This is a genomic window from Flavobacterium sp. (genome assembly GCF_040383245.1).
GTDB lineage: Bacteria > Bacteroidota > Bacteroidia > Flavobacteriales > Flavobacteriaceae > Flavobacterium.
Map to the genome: position 1 here is coordinate 18,056 of NZ_JBEIDX010000010.1, position 17,691 is coordinate 35,746.

15 protein-coding genes are annotated in these 17,691 nt (G+C 32.5%); 7 read left to right on the plus strand and 8 right to left on the minus strand.

Features of this window, described 5'->3' with window-relative positions; genetic code table 11:
* Nucleotides 1-147: 147 nt before the first annotated feature.
* A complete protein-coding gene (locus ABWO08_RS05870) occupies nt 148-708 on the plus strand; it encodes a porin family protein (protein ID WP_353084253.1) in 561 nt (186 codons plus the stop codon).
* A gap of 80 nt (nt 709-788) precedes the next feature.
* Entirely contained in the window at nt 789-1,685 is an 897-nt protein-coding gene (gene xerD / locus ABWO08_RS05875) for a site-specific tyrosine recombinase XerD (RefSeq protein ID WP_353084255.1), read from the plus strand.
* A 48-nt stretch (nt 1,686-1,733) separates the two neighbouring features.
* Here the strand turns inward: xerD and rny are convergent, their stop codons facing one another.
* The 3 genes from rny to ABWO08_RS05890 all read right to left on the minus strand — a co-directional run bounded on the left by rny (nt 1,734) and on the right by ABWO08_RS05890 (nt 4,106).
* A complete protein-coding gene (rny, locus tag ABWO08_RS05880; protein WP_353084256.1) occupies nt 1,734-3,296 on the minus strand; it encodes a ribonuclease Y in 1,563 nt (520 codons plus the stop codon).
* A 224-nt stretch (nt 3,297-3,520) separates the two neighbouring features.
* Entirely contained in the window at nt 3,521-3,811 is a 291-nt protein-coding gene (locus ABWO08_RS05885; RefSeq protein WP_353084258.1) for a cell division protein ZapA, read from the minus strand.
* Nucleotides 3,812-3,815: 4 nt separating this feature from the next.
* On the minus strand, nt 3,816-4,106 hold the full coding sequence (locus ABWO08_RS05890) for a hypothetical protein (protein WP_353084259.1): 291 nt from the start codon (nt 4,104-4,106) through the stop codon (nt 3,816-3,818).
* Between the two features lie 196 nt (nt 4,107-4,302).
* On the opposite strand from ABWO08_RS05890, the gene ABWO08_RS05895 reads away from it, so the two are divergent.
* Both ABWO08_RS05895 and ABWO08_RS05900 read left to right on the plus strand, forming a co-directional pair.
* Nucleotides 4,303-5,991: a M23 family metallopeptidase gene (locus ABWO08_RS05895; protein ID WP_353084261.1), complete on the plus strand. Its 1,689-nt coding sequence runs from the start codon at nt 4,303-4,305 to the stop codon at nt 5,989-5,991.
* A gap of 10 nt (nt 5,992-6,001) precedes the next feature.
* Entirely contained in the window at nt 6,002-8,470 is a 2,469-nt protein-coding gene (locus ABWO08_RS05900; protein WP_353084263.1) for a TonB-dependent receptor, read from the plus strand.
* An 11-nt stretch (nt 8,471-8,481) separates the two neighbouring features.
* On the opposite strand, the gene ABWO08_RS05905 is transcribed toward ABWO08_RS05900, so the two are convergent.
* From ABWO08_RS05905 to ABWO08_RS05920, 4 genes are read right to left on the minus strand one after another with little or no spacing between them, the layout of a single operon-like run.
* A complete protein-coding gene (locus ABWO08_RS05905) occupies nt 8,482-10,329 on the minus strand; it encodes an ABC transporter ATP-binding protein (protein WP_353084265.1) in 1,848 nt (615 codons plus the stop codon).
* Nucleotides 10,329-12,056 carry a phospho-sugar mutase gene (locus ABWO08_RS05910; protein WP_353084267.1) on the minus strand — a complete coding sequence of 576 codons (1,728 nt, stop codon included), beginning with the start codon at nt 12,054-12,056 and terminating at the stop codon, nt 10,329-10,331. The genes ABWO08_RS05905 and ABWO08_RS05910 overlap by 1 nt, the downstream gene beginning before the upstream one ends.
* Nucleotides 12,057-12,096: 40 nt before the next feature.
* A complete protein-coding gene (locus tag ABWO08_RS05915; protein ID WP_353084269.1) occupies nt 12,097-13,056 on the minus strand; it encodes a glycosyltransferase family 2 protein in 960 nt (319 codons plus the stop codon).
* Nucleotides 13,056-14,066, minus strand: coding sequence for a DUF4199 domain-containing protein (locus ABWO08_RS05920; protein WP_353084271.1), 1,011 nt, complete (start codon nt 14,064-14,066; stop codon nt 13,056-13,058). Before ABWO08_RS05920 ends, ABWO08_RS05915 begins: the two co-directional genes overlap by 1 nt.
* A gap of 293 nt (nt 14,067-14,359) precedes the next feature.
* Between ABWO08_RS05920 and ABWO08_RS05925 the strand changes: the two genes are divergently transcribed.
* The 3 genes from ABWO08_RS05925 to mtaB all read left to right on the plus strand — a co-directional run bounded on the left by ABWO08_RS05925 (nt 14,360) and on the right by mtaB (nt 17,352).
* On the plus strand, nt 14,360-14,611 hold the full coding sequence (locus ABWO08_RS05925) for a type B 50S ribosomal protein L31 (RefSeq protein WP_353084273.1): 252 nt from the start codon (nt 14,360-14,362) through the stop codon (nt 14,609-14,611).
* Between the two features lie 134 nt (nt 14,612-14,745).
* Nucleotides 14,746-15,921: a GlmU family protein gene (locus ABWO08_RS05930; RefSeq protein WP_353084275.1), complete on the plus strand. Its 1,176-nt coding sequence runs from the start codon at nt 14,746-14,748 to the stop codon at nt 15,919-15,921.
* Between the two features lie 111 nt (nt 15,922-16,032).
* Nucleotides 16,033-17,352, plus strand: coding sequence for a tRNA (N(6)-L-threonylcarbamoyladenosine(37)-C(2))-methylthiotransferase MtaB (mtaB, locus tag ABWO08_RS05935; RefSeq protein ID WP_353084277.1), 1,320 nt, complete (start codon nt 16,033-16,035; stop codon nt 17,350-17,352).
* On the opposite strand, the gene ABWO08_RS05940 is transcribed toward mtaB, so the two are convergent.
* A complete protein-coding gene (locus ABWO08_RS05940; RefSeq protein ID WP_353084278.1) occupies nt 17,349-17,690 on the minus strand; it encodes a hypothetical protein in 342 nt (113 codons plus the stop codon). The two genes, mtaB and ABWO08_RS05940, sit on opposite strands and share 4 nt — an antisense overlap.
* Nucleotide 17,691 lies beyond the last annotated feature (1 nt).

The window sequence follows — 17,691 nt, forward strand, 5'->3', positions numbered from 1 at the left end:
CATAAAATAAATTAACTAACTGAAAATAAATCTTTTTATTTTAAAAATCTTTAATGATATTTTTGTTGATAACTACTTGTTAATAGTAATTGGAATTACCTAGATTAATAGTTAAATTTGAACTATTAACTTTAAATAATTTTAAAAATGAAAAAATTTTTTTTAACAGCGGCAGCTGTTTTCGCAATTTCTTTTGCTAATGCACAAGATGTTAAATTTGGAGCAAAAGCTGGTTTGAACTTAAGTTCATTAGCTAATGCTGAAGGAGCTAAAACTCAAGTTGGTTTCCATTTAGGTGGATATGCAACTATTTCGGTTTCAGATAAATTTGCTGTTCAACCAGAATTATTGTACTCTGCTCAAGGAGCTAAATTTGACGGTGATGTTAATTATAACTTATCATACATTAACATTCCTGTTATGGCTAAGTTTTATGTGGCTGATAAATTTAATTTAGAAGCTGGTCCACAAATTGGTCTTTTAATGTCTGCTACAGCTAAATCTTCTGCAGGTTCATTGGATGTAAAAGAAGGTTATAAAACTATGGATTTTGGATTAAATTTTGGCGCTGGATATGATGTTGCTGAAAACATTAATGTAGGTCTTCGTTATTGCTTAGGTTTATCTCAGTTAGAAAAAGAATTAGCTTCTGGAGAAACTGCAACAAAAAACACTAACATTCAATTGAGTTTAGGTTACAGATTCTAATCTTTGATAGTTAAATTTATAAACCACTCTAGAAATAGTGTGGTTTTTTTTATTGCTTCTTTTCTCGTTACTTTGTAAGTATGAATTGGAGCACTTATTTAAAAAGTTACCAGTCTTTCCTTAAAATTGAAAGAGGACTGTCTAAAAACACCATAGCCAACTATTCCCTAGATATAGAGAAGTTGTGTTTATATTTAGAGCAAAATGCTTTAGCTATTTCTCCTATTAAAATTACAGAAGAAACTATTCAGCAGTTTATTTATGCTATTTCTAAAGAAGTTAATGCACGATCGCAAGCCCGAATCATTTCTGGTTTAAAAAGCTTCTTTTCTTATTTGATATTTGAAGATTATCGAACCGATAGTCCAATGGAGCTTATAGAGGCGCCGCGTTTGGGTAGAAAATTACCAGACACCCTTTCGGTTCAAGATATCGATAATTTAATCGCTGCAATCGATTTGTCGAAAAACGAAGGCGAGCGTAATAGAGCCATAATAGAAACTTTGTATGGCTGTGGATTACGGGTTTCCGAATTGGTTTCTTTAAAAATATCCGATTTATTTTTTGACGAAGGTTTTATTAAAATCACCGGAAAAGGGGATAAGCAGCGCTTTGTTCCTATAAGTGAAGTAACCCAGAAATACATCTTACTTTATCGAAATTTAATTCGGAGTCAACTTCAAATTCAAAAAGGATTTGAAGATACTTTGTTTCTCAATCGTCGAGGCAAACAATTAACGCGCGCAATGATTTTTACAATTATTAAAGAGCTTGCCGTTGCTATTAATCTAAACAAAGTAATAAGTCCGCATACTTTGCGTCATTCGTTTGCTACACATTTACTTGAGAATGGTGCCGATTTGCGATCTATTCAGCTATTATTAGGCCATGAATCGATTACTACAACTGAAATTTACGTGCATTTAGATAGAAAACACCTCACGCAAATTGTAAATACGTATCACCCTAGAAAATAAAAAAAGCTTGTCAAACGACAAGCTTTTCTATATAATAAAGAGCAACTATTACTTAGCGATATTAACCGCTCTAGTTTCTCTAATTACGGTAATTTTCACCTGACCAGGGTAGGTCATTTCAGTTTGTATTTTTTGAGAAATTTCAAACGACAGGTTAGAAGCCATATCGTCATTTACTTTTTCACTTTCTACAATAACACGCAATTCACGACCCGCTTGAATAGCATAGGCGTTTTTAACTCCGTTAAATCCGAAAGCAATTTCTTCAAGATCTTTTAATCTTTGAATGTAAGAATCCAATACTTGTCTTCTTGCACCAGGTCTTGCACCAGAAATAGCATCACAAACTTGAATGATTGGAGAAATTAAGTATTTCATTTCAATTTCGTCGTGGTGTGCTCCAATAGCGTTACATACTTCTTCTTTCTCGCCATATTTTTCAGCCCATTGCATTCCTAATAATGCGTGTGGTAAATCACTTTCTGCATCAGGCACTTTTCCAATATCGTGAAGTAAACCAGCACGTTTAGCTAGTTTTACATTCAGCCCAAGTTCAGCAGCCATGATTCCGCAAAGTTTAGAAACTTCGCGAGAGTGTTGCAATAAGTTTTGACCATAAGAAGAACGGTATTTCATTCTACCAACCGTTTTGATAAGCTCTGGGTGTAAACCATGAATACCTAAATCAATTACAGTTCGTTTTCCAACTTCCACAATTTCTTCTTCGATTTGTTTGGTTGTTTTAGCTACTACTTCTTCAATACGTGCCGGGTGAATACGACCGTCTGTAACTAATTTATGTAAGGATAATCTTGCAATTTCTCTTCTAACAGGATCAAAGCAAGAAAGGATAATTGCTTCAGGTGTGTCGTCTACAATAATTTCAACTCCAGTTGCTGCTTCAAGGGCGCGAATGTTTCTACCTTCACGTCCAATAATTCTACCTTTCACATCATCCGATTCGATATTGAAAACAGAAACGCAATTTTCAACTGCCTCTTCTGTTCCTACACGCTGAATGGTGTTAATGATAACTTTTTTAGCTTCTTGTTGTGCGGTAAGTTTGGCTTCTTCTATGGTATCTTGAATGTGTGCCATTGCTTTGGTTTTGGCCTCCGCTTTCAAACTTTCAACCAATTGTTCTTTTGCATCTTCAGCAGATAAACCTGAAATAACTTCAAGTTGCTCCACCTGGCTTTTGTGCATTTTCTCAATTTCCTGTTGCTTTTTATTTAGTACTTCAAGTTTCGATTCATACTCTGCTGTTTTCGCTTCATAATCATCGTTTACTTTTTTAGCTTTAGCTAATTCACTAGAAACTTGAGATTCTTTATCTCGAATTCTTTTTTCGACTTCGGCCATTCTTTTGTCCTTAGCTAAAATCTCCTTTTCATGTTCCGATTTTAATTCTAAAAACTTTTCTTTAGCTTGAAGTAATTTGTCTTTTTTAATATTTTCGCCTTCAAGATTTGCATCTTTTAATATTGATGCTGCGTCTTTTTTTGCGTTTTTTAGTAGGTTGGATGCGGTGCTTTTTTCCAATACTTTCGTTATTGTAAATCCGCCGGCTAATCCACCTACCATTCCGATAATTATAGATACTATATCCATGTTTTGATTTAAAAAATTATATAAAAAAACCTACATTAATTGCTTGTATAAACTCGATAAGACAAGTTTTGAGTTAACTCGTTGTTCAAGTTTCCCACATAAAGCGGGCATACTATAGTAACGATGATTCACTCATTTTAATTTGTTAGTGTTGAGTTTACCAAAAATGAACTAATGTAGGCAGTATTTTTAGTCTATTTGTAAGAACGTATTTTTTTGAAATATTATTTTAGATATTGATCTAATAACTCATTCATTTTTGTCAATCGCGCGATAGATTCTGTTCCATCTATTGCATTATCCACATTTTTTTGTTCTAATTGAGAAGCAAATTGTAGGGCGCACATTGCCAAAACATCTTGTTTATCACGAACAGCATAGTTTTCTTCGAATTGCTTTATCATATTATCAATTTTTTTCGAAGCACTACGCATAGCTTCTTCTTGAGAAGGGTCTACCGTTAATGGATAAACTCTATCTGCAATTGATAATTTAATTTTAAGCTTTTCATTCATAGTTTTAATCTGCTATCTGTGAAATACAGTAATCTATCTCTCTAATTAATGAATTTATTTTAAGCTTCGTATCTCTTTTATAATCTTCACTGCCAAGTAGTGAATTAGTTATTTTTAAAGTTTCAACATCTTTTTTTAGTTGCTCAATAACTAAATTCTGATTTTGATTTGACCCCACTGAAATAGTTAGTTGTTTTTCTAACTCTTGCTTTTTTTGTTCTAAACTGTTTATTTTCAAAAACAATTTTTGAATTTTATTTTCAAGAGTATCTATTATTTCGGTGATTTCACTCATCTGTAACACTATTCATTACTTAATCTTACAAATTTATAATTCCTATTCTATTAAAGCAATATTTTTTGCTAAAAAAAATATTTATTTTTGGTTTGCAGGCTAACATTTTGTAAAATAACTACTTGTAAAATAGTTTTGGTCTAATTTTTTTGTATCTTTCTTATTTCGTAAATTAGCCAAATAGCAACTTTTTTAAATGAAATTCGTCTCTTTTTTTTTATTAATAACTTTTTTTACATTTTCACAAAATCCATATCCTCAAGATTATTTTGTGCAACCTCTTGAAATACCAATGCAGCTTTCGGGCAATTTTGGAGAGTTACGTCCAAACCATTTTCATGCAGGTTTTGATTTTAAAACAAACCAGAAAGAAGGTCTAAATGTTCATGCAGCTGCCGAAGGGTATGTATCACGCATAAAAATTGCATCTAATGGATACGGAAAAGCAATATACATAACCCATCCAAATGGATATACTACCGTTTATGGGCATTTGCAAAAAGCTGTTGGAGTTATTCAAGAAAAAATTGAAGAACTGCAATATGCTGCAAAAAGTTATGAAATAGAAGCCTATTTTAAACCAAATGAATTGCCAATTACAAAAAATCAAATTATAGCTATTTCAGGAAATACTGGTGGTTCTGAAGGGCCGCACTTGCACTTTGAATTTAGAGATAGTAAAACAGAAAAAATTATCAATCCTTTATTTTTTGGATTGAAATTGAAAGATACTAAAAAACCTATAGTTTCTGGAGTTTATGTTTATCCAATTGATGAAAATTCGGTTGTAAATGAGTCAAAGATTCCAGTAATGTTAAGTTTGTCTTTGCAAAAAGATGGCACCTATATTTCTCATAAAGTAATGGCGTCAGGGAGGATTGGATTTGGAATAAATGCTTCCGATTGGGATGATGTTTCTTACAACGCTAACGGGGTGTATAAAACTCAAATAATTTCAAATGGCACCCCTGTTTTTGGATATGAATTAGATCAAATGGTGTTTGATGAAGGACGCTATGTGAATGCGTTTATAGATTATGGTAGATATAAAAAATCACACCAAAGGGTTCAAAAATTATTCATGAAAAATCCTTTTAATTGGAGTAATATATATCAAAATTTAGCTGATGGGATATATAATGTAACTCCAAATTTTACAAGTAATCAAAGGATTGAAGTATCTGATTTCAATCAGAATAAAACTATTATTTCAGTGCCAATTCAGTATTCAAACCAAGAAGCAAAAGTTCTAAGTCAAGAAAAACCTACTAAATTTTCAGTAAAAGCAAAAGTAGATGCTATTTTTGAAAAAGATAATTATTCAGTTTTTTTTCCAGCGGGAACTTTTTATGACGATTACTATTTGAATTTTGAAGTAAAAAATAAGGTTTTATTTTTGCACGAAGATGTTGTTCCAGCACATACTAATTTTACTATAACCGCAACAGATGATAAGGCTTCTGAAGCCGATAAAAAACAGATGTTCCTTGCTTCTTTTAATGGAAAAAAATGGACCTACAATTTCACAAAATTAAATGGAAACACCTTTACTTGTAAATCAAAAACCTTAGGAAAGTTTGCTTTAATGAAGGACACAATAGCTCCAAAAATTAAAATTTCAAAAAGTATTGAAGGTAAATGGCTAAGCGACCAAAAAAGTATTAGTTTATCAATTTCTGATGATTTTTCGGGCGTGAAAACCTACAACGGATATCTTAATGAACAATGGGTATTATTTGAATATGAATCAAAACAGAACAAAATAACACATGTCTTTAAAGATAATCTTCTTTTGGAAGGAGCTAATAAATTGAAAGTAATTGTAACCGATAATGTAGGAAATTCCACTATCTTTGAGACGCAGTTTAATAGAAGTCAAAAATAATACGATCCATTTGAAAACAAGAAATAAAGTTTTATCGCTACTTTTTTTTCTAATTAGCACCTTCATTTTCGCGCAAAATGCAAAAGTAACCGGTATAGTTATTGATGAAAATAATAAACCAGTTGTAGGCGTAAATGTGAGCTATAAAAGCAAATCATCAGTTACAAATACTAATGGTTTTTATGTAATTGAAATTCCTTCCAACCAAAAAGTCGTTTTGGTTTACACCCATATTTCTTTAAAAAGTATCACTGCAACATTCGAATTAAAACCAAAAGAAGTTTTAGATTACAATCCGATAATGAGTTCTAAAAACGAACAATTAGAAGATGTTGTAATTACAAGTAAACGAAAAAGAGTACAGGGAATTGTAAGTATTGACACCGACGTAGTTAAAAAAGTTCCTAGTTTATCCGGTGGAGTAGAAGGGATAATCAAAACTTTGCAGGGTGTAACTTCCAACACCGAATTAAGTTCGCAATATTCAGTTCGAGGCGGAAACTACGATGAGAATTTAGTTTATGTAAATGAAATTGAAATATACCGTCCGTTTTTAGTTCGTTCAGGGCAACAAGAAGGATTGAGTTTTACCAACACCGATTTAATTCAGAATATTGATTTTTCTGCTGGAGGTTTTCAGTCAAAATATGGAGATAAAATGTCTTCGGTTTTGGATATAACATACAGAAAGCCAACCAAGTTTGGTGCTTCAATTGAGGCGAGTATGCTTGGAGGAAATATTTCTTTTGAGGGAATTTCTAAAAATAAAAAATGGAGCGCCATAACTGGTGTTCGTTATCGTGATAACTCCCTTTTAGTTAACAGCCAAGAAACACAAACCAATTACAGACCAACATTTGCGGACATTCAATCGAATGTAAATTTCAATTTGAATAAAAAAGTTCAGTTTAGTTTTCTAGGAAATATTTCAAGAAATAAATACAACTACCAACCTTTAACACGACAAACAAATTTTGGCACTTTGAATAATCCAATTGCCCTTCAAGTTTTTTATGAAGGACAAGAAAAGGACCAATATCAAACCTTATTTGGTGCATTTAAAACGAATTATATTGCATCTGAAAGAAGTACTTATAAGTTAATTGCTTCTGCTTATCACACTCAAGAACAAGAATATTTTGATATTGATGCTGCTTATTTCTTAGGAGAAGTGGATACAAACATTGGATCAGAAACTTTTGGAGGAGTTACCTATAATAGAGCTATTGGAACACAATTAAATCATGCAAGAAATGATTTGGATGCACTAATTTTTAATGGTGAGATTAAAGGAAATCACAATTTGAAAAATAGCCATCAAGTGGAGTGGGGTTTGAAATTTACGCATGAAAGTATTCGTGACCGAATTGTAGAATGGGAAGTAGTAAATGATGCTGGTTTTAATGTGAACCCACCAAGTGTGCCGCCAAGAGATGATCCGTATTCACCTGCATATACAGGACCTTTAGTACCATTTCAAAATGTGCGTGAGCTAAATTTTGTTAACATTAATAGATTTTCAGGTTATGCCCAATGGAGTACAAAAACCACTCTTGGAGACAATCAAATATGGGTAAATGCCGGAGTTAGAGCTCAAAATTGGATGGTTTCTGGTGATGTGGCTACCGATGCTAAAAGTCAAACAGTAGTTAGTCCAAGAGCTCAAATTTCTTTTAAACCGGATTGGGAAAAAGATATGATTTTTAGATTCTCAACTGGTTTTTACTACCAACCACCATTTTATAGAGAATTGCGTGATCAATTTGGAACAGTGAATCCTAATGTAAAAGCACAACAATCCATACATTTTGTATTGAGCAACGATTACAACTTTAAAATGTGGAATCGTCCATTTAAGTTGGTTAGCGAGGCCTATTATAAAACAATGAGTGATGTAAATACTTATTCGATAGAAAATGTTAGAATTCGTTACCGTGCTAATAATGATGCGGTTGCTTATGCTTATGGGTTTGATTGTAGATTGAATGGTGAATTTGTACCTGGAACTGAATCATGGTTTAGTTTTGGATACATGAAAACCGAAGAAAATCAAGATGGCAGAGGTTATATTGCAAGACCAACGGATCAACGATTGAAATTCGGAATCTTATTTCAGGATTATATGCCAAATATTCCGAATGTAAAATTGTATTTGAATTTAACATACAATACAGGATTACCTGGTGGATCTCCTTCGTATGCTGATGCCTATGAATACCAAAGTCGTTTGCGAGATTACCGTCGTGTTGATGTAGGATTCTCGTATTTGTTTACCGAAAAAAATAACGAACGTCCCGAAGGTCATTGGTTAAAGAAATTTAACGATTTGTCATTAGGTTTTGAAATTTATAATATGTTCAATAACCAAAATGCAATTACCAATACTTGGGTTCGTGATGCTTATACTAAAAATCAATACGGAATTCCGAATTACATGACCACACGAGTATTTAATATTAAATTGACTGCGAGATTGTAATAAATAATTGTTTATTCAAAACTTTGCATCAATACCAATTTAGAATAGGTTCCGTTTAGCTCTAAAAGTTCGTCATGAGTACCTTGCTCTACGATTTCGCCGCGATGCATCACCACAATTTTATCCGCTTTTTGAATTGTAGAAAGACGGTGTGCAATAACAATTGAAGTTCTGTTTTGCATCATATTTTCTAATGCTACCTGAACAAATTTTTCACTTTCTGTATCTAATGCAGAAGTAGCCTCATCCAAAATCATAATTGGAGGATTTTTCATTACGGCACGAGCAATGTTCAATCGTTGTTTTTGTCCACCCGAAAGTTTGTTTCCAGCGTCACCTATGTTTGTGTATATTCCGTTTGGTAAATCGTTTACAAATTCATATGCATTGGCAACTTTTAATGCTTCAATAATTTCCTCATCGGTTGCATCAAGTTTACCAATAAGAATGTTACTTTTTATAGTGTCATTAAAAAGAATCGAATCTTGAGTCACTAATCCTAACAGATGACGAAGTGAATTCATTGTCATGTCTTTAATATTAGTGTCATCAATTTTTATTGATCCTTCTTGCACATCATAAAAACGCGTTAGTAGATTAGCAATCGTACTTTTTCCGCTTCCCGATTGCCCCACTAAAGCCACCGTTTTACCTTTAGGAACTTGTAAAGAAAAATTCTTTAATACATTCTCCTCTTCATATTTAAAGTTAATATTTTCAATTGAAATTTCTTTATCAAAAGTTTCTTTAACTAATGCATTTGGTTTGTCTGTAATTGCATTTTCAACTTCTAATACTTCAAATACACGCTGTGCAGCTGCCATTCCACTTTTTACAGCATAAGTGGCTTTTGAAATTGCTTTCGCCGGAGTTAAAATGTTGTAAGCTAATCCCATGTAGGCTAAAAATTGTGCTCCTTCAAGAACCGCTTTTCCATTTGGTAATTTATCTACAAGTACCATGTTTCCCCCAAACCAAAGTAAAACCGCAATTACAATTATTCCCATAAATTCACTAAATGGAGAAGCTAAGTTATTTTTTCGTCCAATGCTATTGGATAATTTTAATAACCGTTCAACCGAATCATAGAATTTTTTCTTGAAACTGCTTTCTGCATTATAACTTTTAACCACTTTTAATCCAGAAAGACTTTCTTCTACAATGGAAATTAAATAACCAGCTTCAGATTGGATATTTTGTGATTTTGATTTTAATGATTTTCCAATTAATGAAATGATATAACCAGAAATTGGAATGAAGATGAAAACAAATAGGGTAAGTTTTACACTTATTGCAAACATTGCAGCAATCGTAAAAATAATGGTCATAGGTTCTTTAACAACCAATTCTAAAATAGCAAAAAAGGAATTTTGTACTTCACCAACATCTCCAAGCATTCGCGCCATAATATCTCCTTTTCTTTTCTCGGAATAAAAAGATATTGGTAAATCAATGATTTTGTTATACATCTTGTTTCTTAAATCTTTTAAAACCCCATTTTTCAGGTGCATTAAATGATTGGATGCTAGATAATTAAACAAGTTTTTTAGTAAAAAAGTAATGATTATCAATACAATAACTAGTAAAAGTGCATATTGTGGACCGTAATTATTTTGTAATTCCGTGATGTAATAATAAAGGTATTCTTTTCCAAATTTTGTTATTTCCCAAATAGAAGTATATACTGGTTTTTCAGTAACCTTTTCAGCATTGTCAAATAATACTTGCATCATTGGTATTAAAGCAATGAATGACAGGGTACTGAAAAGTGCATATAATATGTTATAAATTACATTCCAAACGACATGAAATTTATAAGGTTTTATAAAAGGAAATATTTTTTTAAGATTTTCGTCCATTAGTTTAACTGCATTGAAGCAATAATATTTTTAATTTTTTCGTCTAATTCTTTTTCAACTGTTGTTGCATTTTCAATTTTATCCAAAGGTGCATTTACACTAAAATAAAATTTTATTTTTGGTTCCGTTCCACTTGGACGCGCACATATTTTTGATCCATCTTCTAAATAATAAATCAACACATCCGATTTAGGGATAGCAATTGTTTCAATTTCTCCAGTAAACATGTTTTTGGCAGTCGAATTTTGGTAATCTTCAATGCAAACCACACGTTGTCCGTTTATTTCAGAAACTGGATTTTCTCTTAGGTTAACCATCATTTGTTTAATTTCTTCTAACCCCGAAATTCCTTTTTTGGTTAACGAAATTAAATGTTCTTTATAAAAACCGTAATCTACATATAAGTTTATTAATTCTTGATATAAAGAACTTCCAGCGGCTTTGGCTTGAGCTGCAATTTCGCAAACTAATAAAGTGGCTGCAACTGCATCTTTATCACGAACGGCGTCACCAACCATAAACCCAAAACTTTCTTCACCACCGCCAATAAATTGCAATTCAGGAAAATCTTTAATGAATTTTGCAATCCATTTAAACCCGGTTAATCCCACTTTACATTCAACCCCATAAGCAGCACCAAGCTCCATAATCATTGGAGTAGAAACTATGGTAGAACCAATAAATTGCTTTCCATTAATTTTTCCAGCTCGTTTCCATTGTTCTAATAAATAGGCCGTCATGATAACCATGGTTTGATTTCCGTTTAGCAAAATCATTTTGCCATTGGTATCTCTAACTGCCACACCCAATCGATCTGAATCGGGATCGGTACCTACCACAATATCTCCATTCACTTTTTCAGCAAGTGCTAATGCCATACTTAGGGCTTCTGGTTCTTCGGGATTAGGTGATTTTACTGTTGGAAAATCTCCGTTTGGTACTTCTTGTTCTGCAACAATATGTAAATTGGTATATCCTGCTTTTGTTAAAACACCAGGAATCGATTTAATTGAGGTTCCGTGAAGTGAAGTATAAATAATTTTTAAATTATCTTTTGCAGAAGCCGGAGTATTAAAACTAGCATTTTCTATAGTTGATTTAATAAATGCTTCGTCAACCTCTGTGTCGATATATTTGATTAAATCTTCATTAGCATCAAATTTTATTTGATCGTAAGGAAGCGCTTCTATTACTTGGATAATTTCTGCATCTTGAGGTGGAACTAATTGCCCACCATCTTGCCAATACACTTTATATCCGTTGTATTCAGGAGGATTATGCGAAGCTGTCAATACTATTCCTGCGTGGCATTTTAAATATTTTAAAGCAAAAGATAACTCGGGAGTAGGGCGTAAGTCGGAAAATAAATACACCTTAATTCCATTTGCCGAAAAAACATCAGCAACTGTTTTTGCTAATGTATCACTGTTGTGACGGCAATCGTATGCAATCACGACTTTTAATTCTTCTTCAGGAAATGCTGTTTTAAGGTAATCGGATATTCCCTGTGTGTTTTTTCCTAGGGTATATTTATTAATTCTGTTGGTTCCGGCACCCATTATTCCGCGCATTCCGCCAGTTCCAAATTCTAAATTTTTGTAAAAACTTTCTTCTAAATCTTTTGGCGAAGAAGCCATCATTTCGCGAATAGCAGTTTGAGTTTCCCGGTCAAATACCGGAGTCAGCCATTCGTTTACTTTGTTTAATATATCTTGATCTATTTGCATTTATGAATAACTTTAATAGAATTTTATATTCGAATTGATTTTATAAATTTACTTCAGTAGCAATTTTATATCGTTCCTCGTTGTTTTTTGTTCGTAGTATTATTTCACCTAAGAATCCGGCAAGAAATAATTGTGATCCAATAATCATAGAAGTTAGAGCAATATAAAACAACGGATTTTGAGCTACTAAAATCGTTGGCTCATGAAATACAAACAGTTTGGTTAATTTGATAATTATTATGGAAGCGGTAGAAAGTAATCCGATTAGAAACATCAATACTCCAGCTGCTCCAAAGAAGTGCATTGGTCTTTTTCCGTAGCGGGTTAAAAACCAAATAGTAATTAAATCTAAAAAACCATTAATAAATCGACTCATGCCAAATTTTGATTCTCCGTATTTTCGTGCTTGGTGGATTACCACTTTTTCTCCAATCTTACTAAACCCTGCATTTTTTGCTAATACCGGAATATAGCGGTGCATTTCACCTGAAACTTCGATGTTTTTAATCACAACGTTTTTGTAGGCTTTTAATCCGCAGTTGAAATCATTTAAATAAACTCCAGAAGTTTTTCTGGCAGCCCAATTAAATAATTTAGAGGGTAAGTTTTTGGTCACTACATGATCGTAACGCTTCTTTTTCCAACCTGAAACCAAGTCAAATTTATCGTTCATTACCATATTGTAAAGCTCCGGAATTTCATCGGGGCTGTCTTGTAAATCGGCATCCATAGTGATAACAACATCACCTTGTGCTTTATTAAAGCCGGCATGTAACGCTTGCGATTTTCCGTAGTTTCTTAAAAAACGAATTCCTTTGACATTAGAATCCTTCGCATTAAGTTCCTCAACAACTTGCCAAGAAACATCGGTGCTGCCATCATCAATGAAAATTACTTCATAAGAATACTGGTTGGCTTGCATGACTTTTACAATCCAAGAATGTAATTCAGGTAACGATTCTTGCTCGTTTAATAAGGGGATTATTATGGATAAATTCACTATTGTTCGTAAGTTGTTTTTGATTTGAAAATAGCAGCAATTATTAAGCCATATACTGCGCTAAAAGCGATACTAAATATAGAACCTTTAACTAATTGGCCTATTGAAAATTGATCGTTAGCTTGTAAATCTGCGATTGCTTTACTCATTGCATCTTCTGGTGTGTTGAATTTTCTCATCATTTCAACAGCATATTTTAAAGAAAGTTCTTTAATAGTTTCTTTCGCAGCAGGATCTATAAAGTTGAATAAAATAATATTGAAAATCATAGAAATTGCTATCCCAATTAGGGCAGAAATGAAATAAGTTGTAAATGCCTGTTTAAAAGGAAATACATTGTTTAGTTCTTTTTTTGTTTTTAATAATAGAATGATACTAATTACAATGTAAATCAATATGCTGATAAATCCTGTCCAAAATGATATAAATAATTCAATATTAAAAGTGTAAATAAGGGTAGTAATTAGAAGTGAAATCATACCACTAATTATTCCAAAAGTAATTCCGTTCTTTTTTACTATTTCATTTATTCTATTAAATTTAATAAAATTTGACATGGAATATAGAAGCCCCATTATTAACATAATATATACTCCATTCCCTGCGCTAGTTCCTGCAGATGCAGAAATTTCTCCAACTGATGCACTATATTTACTTTTGTATGAGAAAATTAAAAATAAAGAAATAAGCGCAATTAAGATTCCATAGTAAATTTTTAATTTTTCTATTTTTTTATTATATATTAAGTAAAGAGCTCCTAAGCTTAAAGGGATGCTATATGCTAATCCAATATTTAGGGATGCAGTAGCATTGCTCCCTATAGAGGTGTATGAATATCCATTAATCCAGGGAAAAAAACCTGAAAAAAATATACCAAGACCAAATAGATATCCTATAATATCATTTGATTTAGTTTTGTTTAATTCAATTGAATTTTCATTGTTTATTTCTGATTTTGAATTATCCATTTCATTTGATTTATTAGTTATTTTTTTATTATTTTCATTCATGATTATTACTTTGTAATTTGGTTATTAAATGAATTAGTTAGTAATAATTTATTAGTGTAAATGCAAATTATATATTTTGGTAAAATTTATTCCACAAATATAGTAATTCCATTTTTATGGCATATTATATATTTCAAATAAAAAAAGTAGTTCAATCGTTGGATAATTAAAAAATAATTGTACTTTTGCACTCTTAAATATTAAAAATAGAATAATAAAAGTCGTAGCGAATTCACACCTTTTAAATAAAAGCTTCAGAATAAACTACTTCATAACCAATAAAGATTTACAAAATGAAAAAAGGAGTTCACCCAGAAAATTACAGATTAGTTGCTTTTAAAGACATGTCAAACGAAGATGTTTTTATCACTAAATCAACAGTAGAAACTAAAGAAACTATCACTCACGAAGGAGTTGAATATCCAGTTTTTAAAATGGAGATCTCTAGAACATCTCACCCATTTTACACAGGTAAATCTAAACTTATCGATACTGCAGGACGTATTGATAAATTCAACAGCAAATACGCTAAAAAAGCAAAATAGTTTTTTAAGTGTTCAAATTTTATTAAGACCTTCCATTTTATGGGAGGTTTTTTTATTTATTAAAAGTTCGTACTTTTGAACTGAGTTTATTTTGAATTACAGAATTTAAACTCATGAAATTTTAATCTGCTACCATGAATTACATACTTTTTGACGGAACTGTTAGGGAGGCACTTTTGCCTTTTACATTTACCAGACCCGTTGCCGATATTCGAATAGGTATTTTAACCATTAGAGAAAAGTGGGAAAAATATTTGGGATATACCACCACTACAGTTACCGAAGAATATCTTTCGGAAAAGTTTCCTATGGTAGAGATGGAAAACAATGTAATGATTAATGCTTCTTTTTTACCTACTGCTTCATTAGTCGAAAAAATAAAAAGTCTTCAAGTTAATCAAGCGATTTTTGCTGGTGAAACCGTAATTGCTTTTTATACAACCGAAACACAAGAAGAAGTTGATTTTGATACCTACGAAATCATCGAACACGAAGAAGCTGGTTTAACTGTGGAGCATACTTGGGATATTTTTTCAAAAAATGATGCCGCTTTACGCGAAGATTTTGAATTGCTTACCGCAGATAGAAAATCGCAACCCATTCCAAAATCGGTGAATGTTATTGCTCCTGAAAATATTTTTATTGAAGAAGGCGCCAAACTAGAATTTGTTACTTTAAATGCTGCTACAGGCCCTATTTATATTGGTGCCAATTCCGAAATAATGGAAGGTTCGGTAATTAGAGGGCCCTTTGCTTTATGTGAATCAGGAAGAGTGAAATTAGCAACTAAAGTTTATGGTGCAACTACTGTTGGCCCGCATTCTGTAATTGGAGGCGAAGTGAATAATTCAGTTCTTTTTGGATATTCCAATAAAGGGCACGATGGATTTTTAGGAAATTCGGTTTTAGGCGAATGGTGTAATATTGGTGCAGATAGCAACAATTCCAACCTTAAAAACAATTACGAACCGGTTAAATTGTGGAGTTACGAAACGGAGAATTTTGCTCAAACCGGACTTCAATTTTGCGGATTAATGATGGGAGATCACAGTAAATGCGGAATCAACACCATGTTCAACACCGGAACTGTGGTTGGCGTAAGTGCTAATATTTTTGGCTCTGGGTTTCCCCGAAATTTTGTTCCTAGTTATTCTTGGGGCGGGGCTTCCGGATTTACAACATATCAAACAAATAAGGTGTTTCAAACAGCTAAAATTGTTATGGCTCGCCGAAATGTAGAATTTACAGAAGTAGATGCTAAAATATTAGAAGTAGTTTTTGAAGAAACAAAAAAGTATAGAAAAGAATAAAATTGATTTGATATACGAATATTTTCAAATCTTCAAATTGAATAATCTTCAAATTAAATTATATTTGCCCTCTCAATTTTTTGACAACGATTTCATTAATTGAGTTTATCTATGGAAAACAAAAAAAAAGTAGCATTCTATACCCTTGGGTGTAAACTTAATTTCTCCGAAACATCTACCATTGCGAGAAATTTTCAAAACGAAGGATTTGACCGCGTTGAATTTGAAGAAGTTGCCGATATTTATGTAATAAATACCTGCTCAGTAACCGAAAATGCAGATAAACAATTTAAACAAATTGTAAAAAAAGCCACAAAACTTAATGACAAAGCCTTTATCGCTGCGGTGGGTTGCTACGCGCAATTAAAACCCGAGGAGTTGGTTGCTGTGGATGGCGTAGACTTGGTTCTTGGTGCTACCGAAAAATTTAAAATCACCGATTATATTAATGACTTAGCCAAAAATGATATTGGAGAAGTACATTCTTGTGAAATTGAAGAAGCCGATTTTTATGTTGGCAGTTATTCAATTGGCGATCGAACTCGTGCTTTCTTAAAAGTGCAAGACGGTTGTGATTATAAATGTACCTATTGCACGATTCCATTGGCAAGAGGGATTTCTAGAAGTGATGCTTTAGAGAATGTTTTGAAAAATGCTTCGGAGATTTCCCAACAAGGAATAAAAGAAATTGTGCTTACCGGAGTGAATATTGGTGATTATGGTAAAGGCGAATTCGGAAATAAAAAACACGAACATACTTTTCTAGATTTAGTAAAAGCATTGGATGAAGTAGAAGGAATTGAGCGCTTGCGAATTTCCTCTATCGAACCTAATTTACTTAAAAATGAAACCATAGATTTTGTTTCTAAAAGTCGCACTTTTGTGCCTCATTTTCATATTCCGTTGCAATCTGGAAGCAATGAAATTCTTAAGAAAATGAAACGCCGTTATCAAAGAGAGGTATATACAGAGCGTGTTTCAAAGATAAGAGAAGTAATGCCTCATGCTTGTATTGGTGTGGATGTTATTGTTGGTTTTCCTGGTGAAACCGATGAAGATTTTCTTGAAACGTATCATTTTTTGAATGATTTAGAGATTTCGTATTTGCATGTTTTTACTTATTCTGAAAGAGATAATACCGAAGCTGCAGCAATGGAGGGTGTTGTTCCTATGAATGTGCGTTCCAAAAGAAGTAAAATGTTACGAGGATTATCTGTAAAAAAACGTCGTGCTTTTTATGAAACTCAAATTGGCTCTAATAGAACCGTTTTATTTGAAGGTGAAAACAAAGAAGGCTACATTCACGGGTTTACAGAGAATTACGTGAAAGTAAAAACCCCTTGGAATCCTGAATTGGTGAATACATTGCATCAAGTAAAACTTACGCATATTGATGAAGACGGGAGCGTGAGAATGGATTTCTTGAATTAATACTTCGAGTCAAACTTAATCTTAGTGATTCTAAAAACAGTCTCGCTGTATTGTTCAACGAATTCATATTTGTGTCGTCCAGGCTGCTTGAATTCTACAATTCTTTCGCCCGAAATTTCATAATACATACTAGAACCTTCCAGCATAAAACGGCCGCCTTTTTTGCGATAAGCCGAACGAATTAAATCAAATTTTGATAAGTTCCATGTAGTAAATTCGGGATCTAAATCATGATGATCACTTAGTAATCCTTCGGTGATTTCGGTTTTGCAACCATAATATTTCTCAATGGTTTCAAAAAAAGAGAGTACGGTAGTATTGAGTTCGTCCAAATTCATT

Coding starts and splice junctions, on each gene's coding strand:
- ABWO08_RS05925 (WP_353084273.1), top strand. CDS start 14,360: ATGAAAAAAGGAGTTCACCCAGAAAATTACAGATTAGTTGCTTTTAAA.
- mtaB (WP_353084277.1), top strand. CDS start 16,033: ATGGAAAACAAAAAAAAAGTAGCATTCTATACCCTTGGGTGTAAACTT.
- ABWO08_RS05930 (WP_353084275.1), top strand. CDS start 14,746: ATGAATTACATACTTTTTGACGGAACTGTTAGGGAGGCACTTTTGCCT.
- ABWO08_RS05920 (WP_353084271.1), bottom strand. CDS start 14,066: ATGAATGAAAATAATAAAAAAATAACTAATAAATCAAATGAAATGGAT.
- ABWO08_RS05885 (WP_353084258.1), bottom strand. CDS start 3,811: ATGAATGAAAAGCTTAAAATTAAATTATCAATTGCAGATAGAGTTTAT.
- ABWO08_RS05870 (WP_353084253.1), top strand. CDS start 148: ATGAAAAAATTTTTTTTAACAGCGGCAGCTGTTTTCGCAATTTCTTTT.
- ABWO08_RS05890 (WP_353084259.1), bottom strand. CDS start 4,106: ATGAGTGAAATCACCGAAATAATAGATACTCTTGAAAATAAAATTCAA.
- ABWO08_RS05895 (WP_353084261.1), top strand. CDS start 4,303: ATGAAATTCGTCTCTTTTTTTTTATTAATAACTTTTTTTACATTTTCA.
- ABWO08_RS05910 (WP_353084267.1), bottom strand. CDS start 12,056: ATGCAAATAGATCAAGATATATTAAACAAAGTAAACGAATGGCTGACT.
- xerD (WP_353084255.1), top strand. CDS start 789: ATGAATTGGAGCACTTATTTAAAAAGTTACCAGTCTTTCCTTAAAATT.
- rny (WP_353084256.1), bottom strand. CDS start 3,296: ATGGATATAGTATCTATAATTATCGGAATGGTAGGTGGATTAGCCGGC.
- ABWO08_RS05940 (WP_353084278.1), bottom strand. CDS start 17,690: ATGAATTTGGACGAACTCAATACTACCGTACTCTCTTTTTTTGAAACC.
- ABWO08_RS05905 (WP_353084265.1), bottom strand. CDS start 10,329: ATGGACGAAAATCTTAAAAAAATATTTCCTTTTATAAAACCTTATAAA.